The organism is bacterium (assembly GCA_035529855.1).
Lineage (GTDB): Bacteria > RBG-13-66-14 > B26-G2 > WVWN01 > WVWN01 > WVWN01.
The window spans coordinates 1-18579 of the sequence record DATKVX010000017.1; the positions used below are offsets into that span (position 1 = coordinate 1).

The following is an 18579-nucleotide window of genomic DNA, read 5'->3' on the forward strand; positions in this document are numbered from 1 at the left end:
GTTCAACGTCTGGGAACCGGCGGGGTTTTTTACTTTTTTGTTCTGGCCGATGGTCGTACTTATAGTCGCCGGGGCCGTTATCGTATATAAATTATTGGGTAAAATAAAAAGGCCCGCGCGCGTCGCGGGGGCGGCGGCCGCAGTTACGCTCGTCGGCTGGGTTGTACTCATTATATGGAACGTCGCGCAAGCCGCGGCCCGGCCGGAACCGCCGGCCGGCTGCCCGGACGTCGTCTTCGTAACGCTGGACGCGTGGCGAGCCGACGCGTTCGGCCCCGGCAACGACGGCGAATCGTTGACGCCCAACATAGACCGGTTCGCCGAAAACGCGTTCGTCTTCGGATACGCGCGTACTCAGGCTTCGTGGACCTTACCGTCTTTCGCGACGATATTCACTTCCCAATACCCGGCCGTACACGAGGCCGCGGCCCACCGGCCTTTGGGGACGAGCCAACCTACGTTAGCCGAACTCCTCGCCGCCCGCGGCTACGACACCCGGGCCGTCGCGGCCAACGAACTGTGTCTACCCTTCACCGGCGTAGCCCGCGGCTTCCGGGACTACCAATATTGGAATATGGCCGGCTGGCTTAAGGCCGTCGGTTACTACGACACCAACCTCTTCTTCCCCGCTTTCCGCAAGGGCCGCGAGGAGAAGCGCGACTCCAGGATAACGACCGTGCTGACGGACGCCGCGCTCGAGCGGCTCGAGCGCCGCCGCCGTCGCCCCTTCTTCCTCTGGCTCCACTATCTCGACCCCCACGCGCCGTATTGGCCGCCCCCGGAGTACGTGGACGCCGCCACCCTCGAGCGGGCAGAACGCGACGAGCGGGCGGGTCGCGCGAAAGGCCGCCTCCGCCGCGAAAATTATTACGGCGAGGTTCGGTACGTCGACGACGATCTCGGCCGAATCCTCCGGGTGCTCGAGCGCCGACCCAATACGGTCGTCATCATCTCCAGCGACCATGGCGAGGAATTTTTCGAGCACGGCGCCGTCGACCACGGCCACACCGTATACGAAGAATTACTACGCGTGCCGTTGATAGCGAAATTCCCCGGCTACGGCTCGGGATATATCGATACGCCCGTGGACGCCATCGACCTCGCCCCCACTATACTCGACTACCTTGGCGTCGGAATACCCGCCTCTATGCAAGGCCGCTCTCTTCTCCCCGTCATCGCCGGCCTGGGCCGCGAACGCCCCTCTTTCGCTGGCCCGACGCAATTGAAGGGCAGCAGTAAGGAAGCGATATATTACAAAGGCAACAAGTTAATATACGATTACAAATACCGCGACGCCGCCAGCTGGTACGCTCTCGCCGACGACCCGGGAGAACGCCGGCCTCGGCCGCCGGCGGACGCCGCCGCCGTCGAACTTTGGGGTTTGTTGACCGATTGGCGCAACGCCAACGTCGAGCTGCGGCGAGGTTATCGCGCTGCTCGCGAAGACGGCGCCATCCGCGACGCTATGAAGGCCATGGGCTACGTCGACTAAAGAGCGGCGGTTTTAAATCCCCCAAGACCGCTTATAAATACCGATACTTAAACCGATTGACCGACCCGCCTCGCGCGCTCACCTCGACTCTCACATTTCTTAAGGCAAACGCGGGGCGGCGCGTTAAACCGGCGCGAGTCGGCGAGAAACTAAGTTATACTTCCGCACAAAACGCGCTTATGGTAATATAAGCCTAACGACGAGGGCTGAAATCGTACTAATTTAAGGCGGTACGCTTATGCTCACCCGTAAAATCATCATAATAATCTTTTCGACGTTAGCCGTCGCGGCCGTACCGGCGTTAGGTACGTACGACTACCTAATCCGCATCTACTACGACGGCGCGCCCGCGCGCCTGGCGGATACCTCCTTCGTCCCTTACGCGGTTTACGAGACCTACGCCGTAGGCGAAGTCAGCGTCGGCTACAGCGCGCGCCTGGCCGAGCGAGGCTTTCGCTTCGACGTAATCGCCGAAGACCCGGCGTTGAAGAAGATATGGGAAGTTAATTTGCCGGTCGCCGCGCTGCCCCCCTCCACCGAAGTCTTGTTCACCGTCGCCCCCTCGCACTATATCGTGGCCACCCCTCGGGACGTCGACGTCGTCGCGGGAGACCGCGCCCGGCGGCTTAAGCCGATTGCGGTCGCCTTCGAGGCGTTGGCGAAAAAGCCGCGGCCTATCCAATTCGAAGCGCAAGACGAAGTGGCGAAAATAGTGGCGGCGGTCGACCGCGGCCGTTACGAACGGACGGTACGCGACCTTGTCGCGCCGGGCACACGGTACTCGTATAGTACGAAATGTAAAGCGATGGCCGATTACGTCGAGGACGCCTTTAAGGATTCGAACCTTGACGTCAAACGGGACCGGTATTTCGGGCCGGAGTTGAAATACGCAACCGCGGCCGACCGCGACGTCGCTTGGGCCGCGGGGGAAATCGGCGTCGTCGCTAAAACGACGGACGGCGGCAAGCGGTGGGAAGTTGTGACCCGGGCGGGCGAGGACGACGTCAGCGTCATAGCTTGCGCCTCATCGGACGTGGCTTGGGTCGGCGCGGAACGGGGGGTAATATGGCGCACCGACGACGGCGGCCTAACGTGGAGTAAACGAACTATCGGCCAAGGTGACGTTACCGGTCTATCTTTCCTGGACCGCGAGCGGGGTTGGGCCGTCACCACGTACGGCGACGTCTTCCGCACGTCGGACGGCGGCGACAGCTGGCAACGAACGAGCACCGTCGGCGCGTGGCTGCGGGCGGTATCGTTCAGCGACGGCAACCACGGCCTTATATGCGGTTCATCCGGCTACCTCGCCCGGACCACCGACGGCGGCGCGAATTGGACCCGGGTCGGCGCCGCCCCCGACGTAAAACTTAACGCCGTTACCCATCGAAACGCGGCCGAAGCGTACGTCGTCGGCGGAGGCGGGACCGTCCTTCGCTCCACGGACGGCGGCGCGACCTGGGCCCCGCTCGAGCTCGGGATGGACGTACTCCTACGCGACGTAAGCTACGCCGGGAATTACGGATACATCGTGGGGGACATAGGAGGTTTCTGGCGCACGCGCGACGGCTCGAGCTGGCAAAAAAAGGACGCACCCAAATACGTCCTGTACACCGTCGCCGCGGCGCAACCTGAAATAGTGTGGTGCGGCTCGGGGGGCGGCGCGCTCCTCTATAGCCCCGACGGCGGCGATTCGTGGGAAGACCACGCCGCGAACGCGGACCCCGCGTCCCGGTTCGTCTGGGACAACGTTTGGGCGGAAAAACGCGGCCGCGGCGGCGCTCCCGGGACCGTGCTGGTGTGCGCCCACTACGATTCCGTATCCGAGTTATCCTCACTCGAGAAACCCGACGCGCCGGCACCGGGCGCGGACGATAACGCCACCGGGACGGCCGCGGTGCTCGAGTTCGCGCGCGCCAGCCGCGACCACGCATACCACCGCGACGTGATATACGTCTGCTACTCGGGCGAGGAGGAAGGGCTCCTCGGCTCCTCTCACTTCGCCTCCCGGATGGCCACGGCCCGTGAGCCGCTCTTGGGCGTATTGAACATGGACATGTTGGGGTACAAGAGTAAATCCCCCGACGACGCGGACGTCATTACGAACCGCCACAGCATCTGGCTTGCCGAATACGCCCGGGCCGCGGTCGCGACGTACGTCGCCGACCTCTACGTGGACGCAATCGTCGACGAGAAGATGTTCTACAGCGACCACAAGCCTTTCTGGAATTTCGGTTACGCCGCCAACCTCGTCATCGAGGATTGGCCCCTAATCTATAAATACGCTAACACCAGCAAAGACACGATCGAAAAAGTGAACTTCGACGTCGCGACGACGATGACGCGCGGCGTCGTCGCCGCCGCGGCCTCGCTCGCCTCGCCCACGTCCCTGCCGGCAGTTAGCTCCCTCAACGCCGTTAAAGTATACCCGAATCCCTATAAAACCGGAAAACACAAAGGCCGGGTCTACTTCGCCGACCTCCCTCCCAACTCCAAGATTAATTTTTATAATATCGCGGGCGAACGCGTTTACGAAGGCGCAAACGGCGCCGAGCCGCTTTGGGCGCTCGAGCTCGAGCGAGACCCCGCACCGATAAAGTCCAGCGGCGTCTACCTGTATATAATCGAAGCCCCCTCGGGCGAACGGAAAATAGGTAAACTCGCGGTCATCCGCTGAGCCACCATTTGAGGACTAAGGGGAAACGCAAGTGAGAGATCAAATCATGACCGCGGCGGTTACGGCGCTGGTCGTCGCCGCGCTCGTACCTATTCCCGGTTGCGCACAACCACCCCGAAAAGGGATGCCGGCCGGTTTGGAGGAACCTTCCGTGGCGGCGGTCGACGCCGCCGTAACCGCCAGTCGCAACAACGCCATCGTCACCGCTTCCGCGAAATGCAGCAAAGCCGTCGTTACCGTAAATACGGTACAGACGGTCCGCCGCCGCGTCTTCAACCCCTTCTTCAGCCCGCCGTGGCAAGACTTCTTCCGCGACTTCATGGGCCCGCCCTTCCAGGAATTCGAGGAGGAGGTACCGTCCATGGGGTCCGGGTTCATATTCGACCCCGACGGCTACATCCTGACCGCGGAACACGTCATCCACGGCGCCGATAAAATCGAGGTAACGCTTCCCGACGACCGAACCTTCGAGGCCGAGTGGATAGGTTCCGATTACGAGCACGACGTCGCCGTACTCAAAATCGAAGGTGCTAACTTCCCGTACGTCGAGCTGGGCGATTCCTCCGACCTTATGATCGGCGAGTGGGCCATCGCCATCGGCAACCCCTTCGGCCACGTCGTCGAGAGCGCGTCCCCCACGGTCTCGGTGGGCGTTATATCCGCCCTCCACCGCCAAATGAAAAGCGCCGGCCAGGGTGGTTTTCGCCTCTATGGCGACTTAGTCCAGACCGACGCCTCCATCAACCCGGGGAATTCCGGCGGGCCGCTGGTGAACGCGCTGGGCCAGGCGGTAGGCGTTAACGTAACCATCATAACCACCAGCGGCGGTTCCGTCGGCATCGGCTTCGCCGTCCCCGTCAACGTCGCCCGGGACGCCGCGCGGAAACTCATCGCCGAAGGTCATCCCGGTCGCGCCTGGATCGGCGCTTACCTCGTCGAAGTGACGCCCGCGGTCGCCAAATACCTCGGCCTGCCCGACGAAGACGGCTTGCTTATGAGCGACATCGACGAGAACGCGCCCGCGTTTAAAGTCAACTTACGCCGCGGCGACGTTATCCTGGCGGTAAACGGCAAAACGGTCGACGACGTGGATAGCTACTGCTCGATATTTTCCGGGATTAAACCCGGCGCCGCGGTAAACGTCAAAGTACGCCGGGACGGCCGGATAATGGAAGGCAAAGTCCCGACGGAGGCTTGTCCCGGCCCGTAACTCGAAGGCGCCCTACCCACCGCCGGCACCCGCGCGACTAACCCGCGAAGAAGGGCGAGTTTGCGATGATCCCCCGATATACCCTCCCGCCGATGGCGAAGCTCTGGTCCGAAGAGGCCAAGTACCGCCGCTGGCTCGAGGTGGAGCTCGCCGTCTGCCGGGCGTGGCACCGCGCCGGCCGCATACCGGCCGAAGCTCTCCGCGAGATAGAGAGCCGCGCCCGCTTCGACGCAGGCCGCATCCTCGAGATAGAGAAGACCGTAGGCCACCACGTCATCGCCTTCCTCACCAACGTCAACGAAAACGTCGGCCCCGCAAGCCGCTTCATCCACCTGGGGCTCACCTCCGAAGACGTAGTCGATACCTCGCTCATACTGGCGCTCAAGCAGACGGCAACGTTGATACTCCGCAAACTCGAGGGTACGATAGCCGCCGCGGCCGCGCTCGCGTTGAAATACAAGAACACGCCTATTATAGGGCGCACGCACGGCATCCACGCCGAGCCCACTACCTTCGGCCTGAAATTCCTCGTATACCACCAGGAGCTTTTACGGACTCGCGAGCGTATTCGCCGGGCCCGCCGCGGCATTTCGGTGGGCAAGATAGCGGGGGCGGTAGGGACGTTGGCGCAGATCCCCCCCGCCGTCGAGGCCGACGCGCTCCGGCAGCTCGGCCTTAAACCCGTGGCCGCCGCGACGCAAGTAATACAACGCGACCGCCACGCCGAGTACGTCGCCGCGCTCGCCATTTGCGGCGCGACGCTCGAGAAGGTAGCCCTCGAGATCCGGGCGCTGCAGCGTACCGAGGTTGGCGAGGCCGCGGAGCCGTTCCGCCGCGGCCAAAAGGGCTCGAGCGCCATGCCCCACAAACGCAACCCGGAGTTGTGCGAACGCATCTGCGGCCTGGCGCGCCTGCTGCGGGGGTGGCTCGTCCCGGCCCTGGAGAACGTCGCGCTGTGGCACGAGCGCGACATAAGCCACTCCTCCGCCGAACGCATAATATTCCCGGACGCGACGACGACGGTATACTACATGCTGGACGTTATGAACTACGTACTGGAGGGGCTAGACGTCTATCCGCGGCGCATGAAAGAGAACCTCGAGTCAACGCGGGGTTTGATCTTCTCGGGGAGGGTTTTGGTGGAGCTCGCCGCGGCCGGCGCGTCGCGGGAGGAGGCGTACGACGTCGTCCAACGGCAAGCGAAGAAAGTCGCAGCCGGGCGGGCGAAAGACCTGCGAACGGCGCTCGCCCGGGAGCCGCTTGTTAAAAAGTACCTCCCCGGCAAAAAACTGAGCGATTGTTTCCGTGTCGAATATTTTCTTAGGCACGTCGACGACATCTTCGCCCGGGCGGGGCTCGGAACCGACGGGAAATGAACCGTGACGCCGGCCTAACGGCGCCGCGACCGCGGAGGAATTATCGCTAAACCCTATAAACACGCGGCGTTAATCTGCGTCGTCTTGACGGCGTTGGCTCTAATCGGCGCCGGTATCGGCTTCCTCATAGCCAGCCCGCTACCGCTCCTCATACTGCTCCTGCCCACGGTTATCTACGAAGTTTACCGAACCCAGGGCGAATCGACGAAATGGGCCTCCAGGTTACTCCTCGTCATCGTGGCGGCCGAAATCATATTGGTTATTGCCGACGTCGAGTTCGACCTCGCCGCGTATCTGGGAGAGGAGACGAAATACGTCGGCGGGTACGACGTGCCGTTGGGCGATTTGAGGGTAGTGGCGCCCGCCGCGGTCGCGGTCCTGGCGATAATACTATTGCTCCGGACGCGGGGGGCGTACACGAAGTGGTTGGCGGTCGTAATATTCCTCGCCGCCTTCGCCATAGTATACTCTTTGGACGCCGGTTACTTCGGCCGGCTGGTCCGCGTCGGCGTGGAGGAAGCCGCTTACGAAATCCCCTAAGGCCGGATTTAAACAAGAAAATAACGGCGCTGCGGCGCCGTTTTCTTTTATAAAGGAGTACCTCCCCCTACTTAGTACTCAAATCATCGTACGCGACGTAACGGACTTGCAGCGTCGTCTTCTTCCCCAACTTGTCCTCAAGCGCTCCCCGGATAAAATCCAGCCGGTCCGGCGCCGGCTCGTCCTTACCGTAGACCAACGCCGAAACCCGGTACCGGCCGTCCCGGTAAACCCACTCCACCGCGCCGACATGGTAACCCTCCCGCGCCGGCAGGTATTGCTCGATGACGCCGCCCACGTTCTTCTGTCTGCTTGTAGTGGTAATGTTGGAGAAGGTGAAGTACACCATCGGGACCGTAACCAGGCCCAGCAGGACCGCCGTCCCGATAAGGCTCTTCAGCCGCCACTCCCCTTCTGCGCCTTTAACCTTCGGGTAAAAACCCAACGCGATAAAAGTTACCGCGCCGCCGAACGCTATCGCGATGAGGTTGGCGCCGAAAAGCAGGAGCGCCCCCCACATTATCTGGTGGTAGCCGAAGCCGAAACCGATGCCCACGACGCTGAGCGGCGGGATGAGGGCCGCCGCTATAGCCACGCCCGGCAGCGCCGCCGAGAGGTCCTTGGAGGAAAAAGTATACGCCCCCGCGATGCCCGAGGCGAAAGCCACCGCCAGGTCGAAAAGGTTAGGCCGCGTCCTGCTTAGGATCTCTCTACCCGGTACGAGCTCGGGCGAAATCACGGCCATCGCCGCGGCGCAGACCACGGCCACCACCGCTCCCTTGGCGACCGACTCGAGCGCGCCCCGCAAGAATTTCGGGTCGCCGCGCGCGACGCCCAGGCCCGTGGCCAGCACCGGCGACATCAACGGCGCTATAAGCATCGCGCCGACAATCACTGCTACGCTGTCGAGAAAAAGGCCGAACGTCGCGATGAGCGCCGAGAGCGCGGTCATAATAAAGTAACCGCTATCCGGCTGCGACGCCTCGCGTAAGTCGTGGAAAGCGAGCCTGCTCTCCGGCGTGCTCTTAACGCGCCTCTTAAACCAATTGAAAACGCCCATAATATTTACGCCTCGAGCGGCGCACATCTACCCGTTTAGACGTTTATCCGAAACACCTTTCTCCTCGCCCATAATAATTACATAAAAAGGGGAGCCCGGGCTATAAAGAAAATTACGCCACCTTCTTGCGCATCCGGGCAACGGCCAAGCCCAATATAACGGCCCCCATCACCGCCAATACGACCGTCTGGCGCAAGAGGTGCTCGAACCCCTGACCCTTCAATATAACCCCTCTACATATCTCCAAAAAGTACGTTAGTGGTATCACGTACGAGACGGGCCTTATTAAACCGGGCATCGCCGCCACCGGGAAGAAGAAACCCGAGAGCATTATCGACGGGAGGAATACGAAGAACGACATCTGCATCGCCTGTTGCTGCGTCTTCGCGATAGTGGATATCAAAAGGCCGAAGCCCAGCGTCGACGCCAGGAAGAGGAACGCGAGAACGTAAAGGGCGAAGAGGTTACCCGCAATCGAGACGCCGAAGACGTACCGCGCGATAAGAAAGGCAAGCGTTATGTCGACGTAGCCCAGGACGACGTACGGTATCAATTTACCCAAGATAAGCTCGAGGCGGTTGACGGGCGAAACCAACAACTGCTCGAGGGTCCCGCGCTCGCGTTCGCGCACTATAGCCATCGCCGTTAGCATCATCGTCACCAACTGCATGATAACGCCGATTAGGCCGGGGACCATAAAGTTGGCGGACAGCATCTGCGGATTGTACCAGGCGCGCGTCCTTATCTCGAACGGCATCTCGCGGACCTCGCGGCCGCGGGCGAGGATTCGGATGGAACGGTACATCCCTATGGCCTGCGCGCTCGAGATCGCCGACCCCGCGGTCATAGGGTCCGACGCGTCGAAGACGACCGCCGCGGTCGCCGCCTTCCCGGCTTTTAAACGCCGTTTCATATCGGGCGGGAAGACGATGCCGGCCTTAACGACGCCCTTGTCTATCAACGCCGTTAGCTCCCGGTAACTGGATACGTAACGACGCACGTCGAAATATTGCGAGTTGACGAAATCCTGGACGACGGCGCGGCTCTCAGCGCAGCGGGCGTAGTCGAGGACGGCCGTCGGAAGATGCTTGACCTCGAAATTTATGGCGTACCCGAAAAGGCACAGCTGTACGGCGGGTATGGCGAAGATTACCGCCACCGTAACGCGGTCCCGGAAGAACTGACGGTACTCTTTGCGGAGAACGGCCCAGAAGCGCGCGAAATTCACGGGCGGCTCTCCTCCCCTATGTACATCACGAAGAGGTCTTCGAGGCTGGGGGTCGCGCGCTCGAGCGCCGAATATCCGACGCCCGCGCCGTCCAGCGCCGCCGCCAACGTCGCTTCGTCTATGCCGGCGCCCGAGACGTGTACGTTATTACCCAGTATGCTTACCATCGCACCCGGGAACCCGCGCACCAGCGCCGCGTACGCTCCGCCGACCGACGCCGGCGTTATTTTGTAAACCTCCGCGGCCACGCCCGCCTTTAACGCGTCGGGCTTACCCTCGGCGATCAACCTGCCGCCGAAAATAAAGCCGAGGCGATTGCAGTGCTCGGCCTCGTCCATATAATGGGTCGTGACCAGAATCGTCGTACCGCCCGCGGCCAGCTCGTACAGCAAATCCCAGAAATCGCGACGGCTCACCGGGTCCACGCCGGCCGTCGGCTCGTCCAGAAACAGCAGCTCCGGCCGGTGGACGAGCGCGCAGCCCAGCGCGAGCCGCTGCTTCTGGCCGCCGGAGAGGGTCCCGGCCAGCTGCCGCGTTCGCCCGGCGAGGCCGGCGGTTTCGAACAATTCCCCGGTTCGCTCCCTTTTTACGGAACCCGTCAGGCCGTAGATGCTGGCGTAGAAATCGACGTTCTCGGCCACCGTGAGGTCCTCGTAAAGGCTGAACCGCTGCGACATGTAACCTATCCGCTTCTTAACTTGCTCCGCTTCCGCTACGACGTCGTAGTCCAGAACGCGGCCGCCTCCCGCCGTCGGCTCGAGAATCCCGCACAGCATGCGAATGGTCGTCGTCTTCCCGGCGCCGTTGGGCCCCAGGAAGCCGTATATCTCGCCCCGGTTAACGCGGAGGTCCAACTCGTCCACGGCGACTATGTCGCCGAACCTCTTCGTCAACTTCTCGGTATAAACCGCGTATTCCATAACCCTATCGCAACCGGCCCTTCACTTCGTGCGCGCCGCGGCCGCGGTAAAGGCCGCGTCCGCCGGCATACCGGGCTTCAACCTGCCTTCGCGGTTGGGCACCGTTACGGTTACTTTGAAAACCAGCGTTACGCGGTCCTCCTTGGATTCAATGTTGCGCGGGGTGAACTCGGCCCGGCTCGAGACGGCCTTGACCTTCCCGGCGAACTTCTCCCCGGGGAAAGAATCGACGGCGACCTCAACCGCGTCGCCGGCGTTCACGGCGCCTACCTTACCCTCCGGAACGTAAACGTAAAGCTCGAGCGTGGACAAATCCGCCAGCGTCATCAACGACACGCCGGGGCTGAGCACTTCGCCCGGCTCGAGGTTGCGGCTCAATACGGTCCCGGACAACGGCGCCACGATTTCTATCTCTTTGCGGCGGGCGTCGAGTTGGGCCTTGGCAGCCTCGGCCTGCGCCGCCAGCGAACGCGCGCTCGCCAACTCGGCCGACGCGGCGTCCCGCTCGGCTTTGGCGCGTTCGTACTCCGCCTTCGTGACGCCGCCGCCGGGGTACACCCGGGCGACGCGCGCGAAACGGTCCTGGGCCGCGGCGTAGGCCGCTCCCGCCGCGGCGATGCGGTCGTCGGCCGCGGCTGCCGCGGCTTCGGCCGCGGCGAGGCCGGCCTCGAACTCCTCGGCATCGAGCGTCGCGACCGTGGCGCCCTCGGCCACGTCGTCGCCTTCGTCGTAATAAACGGCGACGATGCGCCCCGCAACCAGCGCGCCGACGTCAACCTCGATCGCCTCGAGCATACCCGCGGCTTCCAAAGGCCGGCCGCGTTCGCGAAGATGGTTTACTACCCAATACGCCGCCAACGCCGCGACGCCGGCCGAAATTACGACCGGCACGACGACCCTCCTATTTATTAGTGCCACGCTTACCTCCGCTACCGGCGGCCTTCGCGCCGAGCGCCCGCCGGACGTAGCCGCGATAGAAATCCACGTACGCGCTACCTTCCGACAAAACCTCCGCGGCCCGGCCGAAGAACGGTCCGCCCGCCGCCAAACCGAAGTTGGGCATGATCATCCCGCTCAAGACCGCGACGGCGGCCATAAGGGGAGCCGCGCCGTCGAAATCACCCCGCGCGGCCCCCTCCTCGATTATCTCGGCTAAGTGTACCGCGTTCGGCACGATGTATTGTTTAAATATAAGTTCGCGCTCCGGCCCTCCGGTCGATATCTCCCGCATAATGACGGGCATAGCGTCGCGATTCTCCGCCAGCGTTCGCCACAGCGCCGCCACGTAGTTGTCGAGGCGTTCGACGGGCGACCCTTCCTTTACGGCGGGCCTTTCCCATAACGCGGGTATCAACTCGAGGACGCTCTTTATCGTCTCCCGATATAAATCCCGCTTATTCTTGAAATAGTAATAGAGTACGGCGCGGTTAACCCGGGCCGTCTTCGCCAGGTCCGTAATCGATACCGCGTGGTACCCGCGGGCCGCAAAAAGCCGCCGCGCCGCCTTGAGGATGCGACGCCGCGTAGGATTATCTTTATTAATTCCGCTCATAGGCCGTAGGAGTTGTAAAGTTAATAGAATAACCGTTTATTTACATTTTAACTAAACGGCGAGTTAATATCAAGTGAAAAAAACGTTCCTATTCCCTACCGGCGCGGTTAAAAAGAACCCCTATCCAGGGAATATTTTCCCCGGGTTCAACAAGCCCGGCGCGTCGAAGGAATGCTTCACGCGACGCGCGTATGCGAATTCCGCCGCGCTTTGCTCGAGCGGTAAAAACGAAGCCTTGGCCGTACCGACGCCGTGCTCGCCGGTTATCGTACCGCCCAGCTCCACCACCCGGGCCATAAGTCCCGATACCGCCTCGGCGACGCGGCGGCGCTGCTCGTCGACCCGCCGGTCGTACATGAAGTTTACGTGGAGGTTGCCGTCGCCGATATGGCCGAACGTGGGGACCGGTACGTCGTACGCCTCTTCCTGTTGCGCGACGAATTCCAACAAGGCCGGGATTTTGGAAAGGGGAACGCATACGTCTTCGTTCGTCTTGTGGGGCGCGAGCATCCCCAACGCCGGCGAAATGCCGCGCCGCGCGCGCCAAAGACGCTCCGCCGTCGCGGCGTCCGGAGCGGTCTCCACTCTACGCGCCGCGGCCTTGCCGGCTATCGCGGCCGTCGCCGCCAACTCGCCCGCGACGGCGTCCGGCGAGCCGTCGAACTCGAACATCAACGCCGCGGCCGCGCCTTCGTCCAACACCCCCGGCTCCTTGGCATTTACGCACTCGAGGCAACGGCGGTCCAGGAACTCGAGCTTGGCGGGGAGGACGCCCGCGCCGAGTACGTCGCCCGCTACCTCGGCCGCCGCGACCGCGTCGTCGAACGTCGCTACCGCCGCGGCCGTGGCCTCGGGGGCCGTCAATACCCGCAGCCATATCCGAAGGAATACTGCCAGCGTACCCTCCGACCCGACGAGGACGCTGAGCACGTCCGGTTTACCCGGTTCGTCGCGGTATAGCTCCCGGCCGCGGGAGGGGCTTACGACCTCTACGGCGGCGACGTAATCGCGCGTCACGCCGTACTTAAGCGCGCGCGGGCCGCCGGCGTTCGTCGCGACGTGCCCCCCCAGCGTCGACGCCTCGGCGCTGGCCGGGTCCACGGGGTAAAACTTACCGTAGTTCTTCAAATAACGGTTGAGGTCGTCGCCCACGACACCCGGCTCCACGGCTACGGCGCCGCCTTCGGGGCCCTCGACCCTTTTCAATCTGTCGCATACGATTACGGCCCCTCCTCGAGCCGGCACCGCGCCGCCGGCGTAACCGGTCCCCGCGCCCCGCGGCGTCGTCGCGACGCCCGCCGCCCACAGCGTCTCGCACGCCCACGCCAAATCTTCCACCCCGTTGGGGACGACGACCACGTCCGGCAAGGCCGGGCTCGCCGTCGCGTCGAAGGCGTGAACGTAGCGATCCGCGGCGCCGTCCAAAACCGCGGCGGCGCCCAGCCGCGATCTTAATTGTTTAACCAATCTCTTGGGAAGGGTCAACCTCCGGCTCCATTTCCTCCAGCGGCGGTAAGGGGTCCGGCAAGTTACTCACTATATCCAAGGCGATATCCGCCAGCTCGTCGAACGCGCCGTACAAGTCGCCGTACGGGAAGCGCCCCTCGCCGAAGGGGTCGAGGCCCGCGGCGCGAACGTCGCTCACCGCCATCACGGCCAGGGCGTGCGCGCCGGCCCGCCGGCCTAAGTGGTATATTACGCTGGTTTCCATATCGACCGCCGCCGCCCGCCGCCGCCATTCCCGGTGCATCTCGTCCGTCTGGTGGTGGAAGGTATCCACCGTCGCGACGGCGGCGTTATGGTAGCGGCCGCCCGGGCGACGGGCCAAGACGTCTCCGGCCAATTTTAAAAGCAGCGGCGACGCCGGTACGTCGGCGTCGCCCGCGATAAGGCGCGTCGTATTGTCGAACGGTACGGCCCGTTCCGCGACGACGACGTCGCCCACCTTCATACCCGGCTCGAGGCCGCCGCAGATATCCACCCGCAACAAGACTTCGGCGCCGACGCCCAGGCAAGCGAAGACTTTACCCTCCGCCGACGGCGCGCCCACGCCGGTATTCACTACCGAAACGTCGCGGCCCGCGACCGTACCGCGGTAGGTGTCGCCGCGTTTCTTGCGCCGGCGCAAAGCGGACGCCAAACGCGACGTCATGGGCCGCGTCACCGGTAATAAAACGACCGGCGCTACGGCCGCCGTTCCTAGTTCCGCCCGGGCTACTTTTTCGGCCCGGCTCCGCGCGCCGCTGACGGCGCCGTATAAGTTCCCCAGTATGCGACTCTTAACGCCCATCATCACGCGACGTTACTTGACAACCAACGCTACAAGGTTTAATATCCCGGGTACCGTTAATATGCGTATACATTATATCATACCGGCCTTCCTGCTGGCGCTATCGTGCGCCCCGCAAGAACGCACCGAGCGCTACGTCGACGTGGGCCGCTTGAACCTACCCGGCGATTCGTGGGAACCGACGGCCTTAGCCGTCGCCCCGGACGGGAAAATATACGTCGGCGATTCGTCGCTAAATTGCGCCGTTCAAATTTTCGACGTCGACGGCTTGTACCTCGGCGCCATCGGCGGCTTGGGAAAAGGGCCCGGCGAGCTCTTCGTGCCGACCGACGTCGCCGCCGACCCGGATGGTAATATATACGTCGCGGAATTCGGGACCCACCGCGTTTCGGCCTTCCGCGCCGACGGGACTTTCGTCAGGACCATAGGCGAGCGCGACCTCGCCGCGCCGTTCGGCGTAGCCGCGGGTCCGGACGGGAAGATATACGTCGCCGACGCCGAAGCCGGCGGCCTATTAATATTTTCGCCCGAAGGCGTACTCCTCGAGACGTGGGGAGAAGACCGCGATACGGGCCAAATACTGGACGTCGCCATCGCTCCCGACGGCGGCGTAGCGTACGCACCCGGGGCCGCGGGCGACGTTTTATTCTTCACGGCCGGCCGCGCCAACCCGCTCCGTTTAAAAATCGGGGAAGACCTCGCGTCCGTACCGGCCGAAATCGCGTTCGGCCCCGGCGGCAATTTCTTCATCCTAAGCCAGCGCACGGACGCCGGCGGCGCGCTGGAGAATTTCGTCGCGGAGTTCTCGCCCAAAGGCGAACTGCTCGAGGAGGTCCCGCTCTCGCTGACCGCCCCCTCGGCCGTCGCGGTAGCGCCCAACGGGACCTTATACGTGGCCGACGGCACCCGCCGCGAGGTACGGATATACCGGCCCCGGCAAAGCGAGCCGCCGCGCTAAACCCGGCGAACCGCCTAAAAAAAAGCCGGCTCGGCGAGCCGGCATTTTCTACACTCGACCGCTAGCGGTACAACGCCTTGACGCGGCCGAAAGACGCCGGCGCTACGGCGGGATATCCGCCGAAGTCGGCCTTGTATACGTCGCCGGTCCCGCCTGTACTCGTTACCCACAGGTAATCGCCGTCGAAGCCGAGGCCCCAGGGCTGTCCCGCCGGAAACGAGTACGACGCCACTAAAGAACCGGCGGTGGTAAGCCGGTACAACGCAGGTTGGTTATATTCGGCGGTCCAAAGGTAGTACCCGTCGAAGGCGACGCCGGTAGGCCGCCAACCGGTGCCGAACGACCCCACCAACGAGCCCGTTTCAGTAGCCCAACCGAGAACGCCGAAATAAGAGCTCAACCAGAAGTAAGAACCGTCCCATCCCACGCCTACCGTCCGGGCGAGCGGCGATTTCCACGACGATAAGATGGAACCGGTATCCGTAACCTGGTATATGTAATAATCGAGCGAGGTATTAAGCGCGTCGTACCACAAGTACGAGCCGTCGTAAACGCAACCGAATAGGCCGGTAGTATCGACCTTGAAGGAAGACACCACGCTGCCGGAGGCGGGGTCGCACTTGAACATTATTTCCTTGCCGTCCTCGTTGCACGACACCCAGATATATGAGCCGTCGTAGGTAACGCCGTACGGCGTCTGGGCCGGCGAAGGCCACGACGAGACTATGGAAATATCGGCGAACGCGGCGCCCGCCGTCGCTACGGCCACGGCCAAAAACAGCGAACGTTTCACTTTCATCGCTACCTCCTTAAACGCGCGTCACTCCCGTCACGAAAGCGCCCCTACGACCGGTACCGCCCGGCCGGGAGCTTCCGCCGTCGCCCCCCCGGGCGGTACGTTAGCGGTAGTCGGTTTGACCGTCGTCGCGGGGTATCTTCAATAAATCCAAGAACGAGCGGAAAGTATCCAGCCTTCGTTCGGAGAGGGCGTACAGCTTAGAGGAATAAAGCGCGGTCGCGGCGTGGCCCGCCAATAAGTCGAATAGCTTGAAATCGATGGACGTGAAACCGTCCTTCTGGCGTAGGAGTCTGTATATCGATATTACGCCTATCAAACGGTTCTGTATTTTCGCCGGTATGCAGGCGATGGGCTCGCCCGCTTTTTCGGCCCCGCGTTGTTTCGCCTCGTCCGTTATATAGTACGATTCGCCGAACGCGGCAACCTTTCCCTGAAGGCCTTCGCCGATTACGATGGGGCGCCTTTCCCCTTTCGCGAGGCCTTCGTGAGCGACACACTCCAAACGTTCGGTTTCCTCGTCGAAGATGAAGACGCCGAGCTTCTCCGCGCCGATGAGGTTGATTACGATTTCGACGACGATGCGAACGACCTCGGCGAAGTTGAGGGTGGAATGGAGCTGGTAGGAGGCGACGTACAAATTGGCGAGGCTGGTGTTCTGTTCTTCTATTTCGACGTACTTCTTAGCGAAGTCGATGTTCTCGGTTTTTATGGCGTTCAACTCTCCGGCTAATTTCCGGTACCGGTCGCGCAAGCCGTTATAGGCGGCCGCGAGCTCGTCGTACTTCTTCTTCAGCTCGGGGTCGTCGGCAGGCGGCGCCTTACCCAGCCCCGGCCCTTCACCGGCCTGCTTCTGCAACCGGTTAATCGCAGCCCGAAGCTCCGCGTTCTCTTTGAGTAACTGCTCCGTAAAAGTTTTGCCTTGCTCTAAAACGTGGAGCAGGTACTCCCCCTGCGCCTTCTTGTCTTTGGTCCCGTCGGTCATAATGGTTTCGACCCGCGCCGTGGCGATGTCGCGCCGTTAACTCCGCCCGAGTAATCGGTTTATCTTATCGAGCAACTCTAACTTCCTAATGGGCTTGAAGACGTAATCGTCGCATCCGGCTTCCAAACACCGTTCGACGTTTTCGGCTTCGCTCCGCGCCGTAACGATAACTACCGGGATGTTCTTGAGCTCCGGGTCCCCCTTCATGACGCGGCAAGCCTCGATGCCGTCCATCACCGGCATGAATATGTCGAGCAAAACGAGGTCCGGCCGCTCGCGGCGGGCTCGTTCGACCGCCTCGGCACCGTTCTTGGCCGTCAAAAAATCGAAATCCTGGCCGGCCAGAAGCGTCTTCAGGAATAACAGGATCGTTTCGGTATCGTCGACTAAGAGTATCCTTCTGCGTTCCCTCATACCGACCTTCGTACGTTCCCCCTGCCTAAGACGTAAGCGAGACCATCTCGGCCGCGATGTCCCCGAGCGACAATACTTTATCTACGACGCCCGCCGCCACCGCCTCTTTGGGCATCCCGTATATGACGGCACTCTTTTCATCCTGGGCGAACGCGAGGCCACCCGCGCGCTTTACCTCCGCCAAACCGGCCACGCCGTCCTTGCCCATACCGGTCAGCAGAGCGCCGATACAGCGCGACCCCCACGTTCGCGCCGCAGTCGTAAAAAGGCGGTCAACGGAAGGTTTATGGCCTTTCTCGGGCGGGCCGTCGTCCAAGGCAATAAGGCCGTACTGGTCTACGACCATATGGTACCCGTCGGGAGCGAAATAAACCGTACCCGGTTGCGGTTCCTCCCCCGCCGCGGCGACTTTAACGTGCAACCCCGAGCCTTGGGTCAACCACTCGGCGAGGCCGCCGATGAAGCCCGGCGCGATGTGTTGCACTGCCAAAACCGGGGCCGGGAACTTAACCGGTAGTTGTGAAAATATCTTCTCGAGCGCGGCCGGCCCTCCGGTCGAGCTCCCGATAAGTACCACCCGCCCCTTTTCGCCCGCCCGCAAAACCGCCTTCGGTAGGCGCGAACGACGCCGCAACCTAGCCTCCGGCATCCGGCGAACGACTTTCACTTCGCTCATCGCTTTGACGGCCCTGTTTAGCCTACCCCGGACGGCCTCGTAGTCCTTCTGGCCGATTCCCTTCGGTTTTTCTATAATCTCGAGGGCGCCGGCGCGTAAGGCTTCAAACGTAATGTTCAAATCCTGCACGTTTACGCTCGCACTCACGACAACGATGGGCGTCGGCATCTCCTCCATAATTTTTCGCGTGGCGACTAGGCCGTCCATCTTGGGCATCCGGACGTCCATCGTTATAAGGTCGGGTTTGAGCGACTTCGCCATCGCGACCGCTTCGACGCCGTCGGCGGCTACCCCGACTACTTCGATATCCGGGTCCGTCGTTAGCACGTCGACTAAGACTCGCGCCACGACGGCGGAATCTTCCGCCACCAAAACCCGGATAGGTCGTATCTTTTCTTCCATCCTCGT

Annotated in this window: 17 protein-coding genes; 6 read left to right on the top strand and 11 right to left on the bottom strand. The window is 62.4% G+C overall.

The window, feature by feature from the left end; translation table 11 throughout:
- The 5 genes from VMX79_01615 to VMX79_01635 form a co-directional block, all read left to right on the top strand.
- A partial coding sequence (locus VMX79_01615) for a sulfatase (GenBank protein ID HUV85790.1) occupies positions 1 to 1492 on the top strand: 1492 nt, incomplete at its 5' end.
- Between the two features lie 238 nt (positions 1493 to 1730).
- Complete coding sequence (locus tag VMX79_01620; GenBank protein ID HUV85791.1) at positions 1731 to 4166, top strand: M28 family peptidase; 2436 nt, start codon at positions 1731 to 1733, stop codon at positions 4164 to 4166.
- A gap of 31 nt (positions 4167 to 4197) precedes the next feature.
- Positions 4198 to 5376, top strand: coding sequence for a trypsin-like peptidase domain-containing protein (locus VMX79_01625; GenBank protein HUV85792.1), 1179 nt, complete (start codon positions 4198 to 4200; stop codon positions 5374 to 5376).
- A 65-nt stretch (positions 5377 to 5441) separates the two neighbouring features.
- Positions 5442 to 6752: an adenylosuccinate lyase gene (gene purB / locus VMX79_01630; GenBank protein HUV85793.1), complete on the top strand. Its 1311-nt coding sequence runs from the start codon at positions 5442 to 5444 to the stop codon at positions 6750 to 6752.
- 84 nt (positions 6753 to 6836) lie between these two features.
- Positions 6837 to 7292, top strand: a complete 456-nt coding sequence (locus VMX79_01635) for a hypothetical protein (GenBank protein ID HUV85794.1) — start codon at positions 6837 to 6839, stop codon at positions 7290 to 7292.
- Between the two features lie 67 nt (positions 7293 to 7359).
- Here the strand turns inward: VMX79_01635 and VMX79_01640 are convergent, their stop codons facing one another.
- The 7 genes from VMX79_01640 to VMX79_01670 all read right to left on the bottom strand — a co-directional run bounded on the left by VMX79_01640 (position 7360) and on the right by VMX79_01670 (position 14345).
- Entirely contained in the window at positions 7360 to 8352 is a 993-nt protein-coding gene (locus VMX79_01640; protein HUV85795.1) for a TIGR00341 family protein, read from the bottom strand.
- A 112-nt stretch (positions 8353 to 8464) separates the two neighbouring features.
- Positions 8465 to 9580, bottom strand: coding sequence for an ABC transporter permease (locus tag VMX79_01645; GenBank protein HUV85796.1), 1116 nt, complete (start codon positions 9578 to 9580; stop codon positions 8465 to 8467).
- Entirely contained in the window at positions 9577 to 10500 is a 924-nt protein-coding gene (locus VMX79_01650; protein ID HUV85797.1) for an ABC transporter ATP-binding protein, read from the bottom strand. The genes VMX79_01645 and VMX79_01650 overlap by 4 nt, the downstream gene beginning before the upstream one ends.
- Positions 10501 to 10521: 21 nt before the next feature.
- On the bottom strand, positions 10522 to 11418 hold the full coding sequence (locus VMX79_01655) for an efflux RND transporter periplasmic adaptor subunit (GenBank protein HUV85798.1): 897 nt from the start codon (positions 11416 to 11418) through the stop codon (positions 10522 to 10524).
- Positions 11402 to 12052, bottom strand: coding sequence for a TetR/AcrR family transcriptional regulator (locus VMX79_01660; GenBank protein ID HUV85799.1), 651 nt, complete (start codon positions 12050 to 12052; stop codon positions 11402 to 11404). The genes VMX79_01655 and VMX79_01660 overlap by 17 nt, the downstream gene beginning before the upstream one ends.
- A 120-nt stretch (positions 12053 to 12172) precedes the next feature.
- Entirely contained in the window at positions 12173 to 13519 is a 1347-nt protein-coding gene (locus tag VMX79_01665; GenBank protein ID HUV85800.1) for an FAD-linked oxidase C-terminal domain-containing protein, read from the bottom strand.
- The gene (locus VMX79_01670) at positions 13512 to 14345 is read right to left on the bottom strand and encodes a hypothetical protein (protein HUV85801.1); all 834 of its coding nucleotides are present in this window, start codon (positions 14343 to 14345) and stop codon (positions 13512 to 13514) included. The genes VMX79_01665 and VMX79_01670 overlap by 8 nt, the downstream gene beginning before the upstream one ends.
- Before the next feature lie 58 nt (positions 14346 to 14403).
- Between VMX79_01670 and VMX79_01675 the strand changes: the two genes are divergently transcribed.
- Positions 14404 to 15300 (top strand): NHL repeat-containing protein, encoded by an 897-nt coding sequence (locus VMX79_01675; GenBank protein HUV85802.1) that lies wholly within the window; start codon positions 14404 to 14406, stop codon positions 15298 to 15300.
- Positions 15301 to 15361: 61 nt separating this feature from the next.
- On the opposite strand, the gene VMX79_01680 is transcribed toward VMX79_01675, so the two are convergent.
- From VMX79_01680 to cheB, 4 genes are all read right to left on the bottom strand, one after another.
- Positions 15362 to 16099, bottom strand: coding sequence for a hypothetical protein (locus VMX79_01680; GenBank protein HUV85803.1), 738 nt, complete (start codon positions 16097 to 16099; stop codon positions 15362 to 15364).
- Between the two features lie 100 nt (positions 16100 to 16199).
- The gene (locus tag VMX79_01685; protein HUV85804.1) at positions 16200 to 17081 is read right to left on the bottom strand and encodes a GAF domain-containing protein; all 882 of its coding nucleotides are present in this window, start codon (positions 17079 to 17081) and stop codon (positions 16200 to 16202) included.
- 36 nt (positions 17082 to 17117) lie between these two features.
- Entirely contained in the window at positions 17118 to 17495 is a 378-nt protein-coding gene (locus VMX79_01690; protein ID HUV85805.1) for a response regulator, read from the bottom strand.
- Positions 17496 to 17520: 25 nt separating this feature from the next.
- On the bottom strand, positions 17521 to 18573 hold the full coding sequence (cheB, locus tag VMX79_01695; protein HUV85806.1) for a chemotaxis-specific protein-glutamate methyltransferase CheB: 1053 nt from the start codon (positions 18571 to 18573) through the stop codon (positions 17521 to 17523).
- Positions 18574 to 18579 lie beyond the last annotated feature (6 nt).

Excerpts from the sequence above, each read along its gene's own strand:
- VMX79_01680 (HUV85803.1), bottom strand. The coding sequence starts at position 16,099 with ATGAAAGTGAAACGTTCGCTGTTTTTGGCCGTGGCCGTAGCGACGGCG.
- purB (HUV85793.1), top strand. The coding sequence starts at position 5,442 with ATGATCCCCCGATATACCCTCCCGCCGATGGCGAAGCTCTGGTCCGAA.
- VMX79_01690 (HUV85805.1), bottom strand. The coding sequence starts at position 17,495 with ATGAGGGAACGCAGAAGGATACTCTTAGTCGACGATACCGAAACGATC.
- VMX79_01670 (HUV85801.1), bottom strand. The coding sequence starts at position 14,345 with ATGATGGGCGTTAAGAGTCGCATACTGGGGAACTTATACGGCGCCGTC.
- VMX79_01650 (HUV85797.1), bottom strand. The coding sequence starts at position 10,500 with ATGGAATACGCGGTTTATACCGAGAAGTTGACGAAGAGGTTCGGCGAC.
- cheB (HUV85806.1), bottom strand. The coding sequence starts at position 18,573 with ATGGAAGAAAAGATACGACCTATCCGGGTTTTGGTGGCGGAAGATTCC.
- VMX79_01685 (HUV85804.1), bottom strand. The coding sequence starts at position 17,081 with ATGACCGACGGGACCAAAGACAAGAAGGCGCAGGGGGAGTACCTGCTC.
- VMX79_01620 (HUV85791.1), top strand. The coding sequence starts at position 1,731 with ATGCTCACCCGTAAAATCATCATAATAATCTTTTCGACGTTAGCCGTC.
- VMX79_01640 (HUV85795.1), bottom strand. The coding sequence starts at position 8,352 with ATGGGCGTTTTCAATTGGTTTAAGAGGCGCGTTAAGAGCACGCCGGAG.
- VMX79_01660 (HUV85799.1), bottom strand. The coding sequence starts at position 12,052 with ATGAGCGGAATTAATAAAGATAATCCTACGCGGCGTCGCATCCTCAAG.
- VMX79_01675 (HUV85802.1), top strand. The coding sequence starts at position 14,404 with ATGCGTATACATTATATCATACCGGCCTTCCTGCTGGCGCTATCGTGC.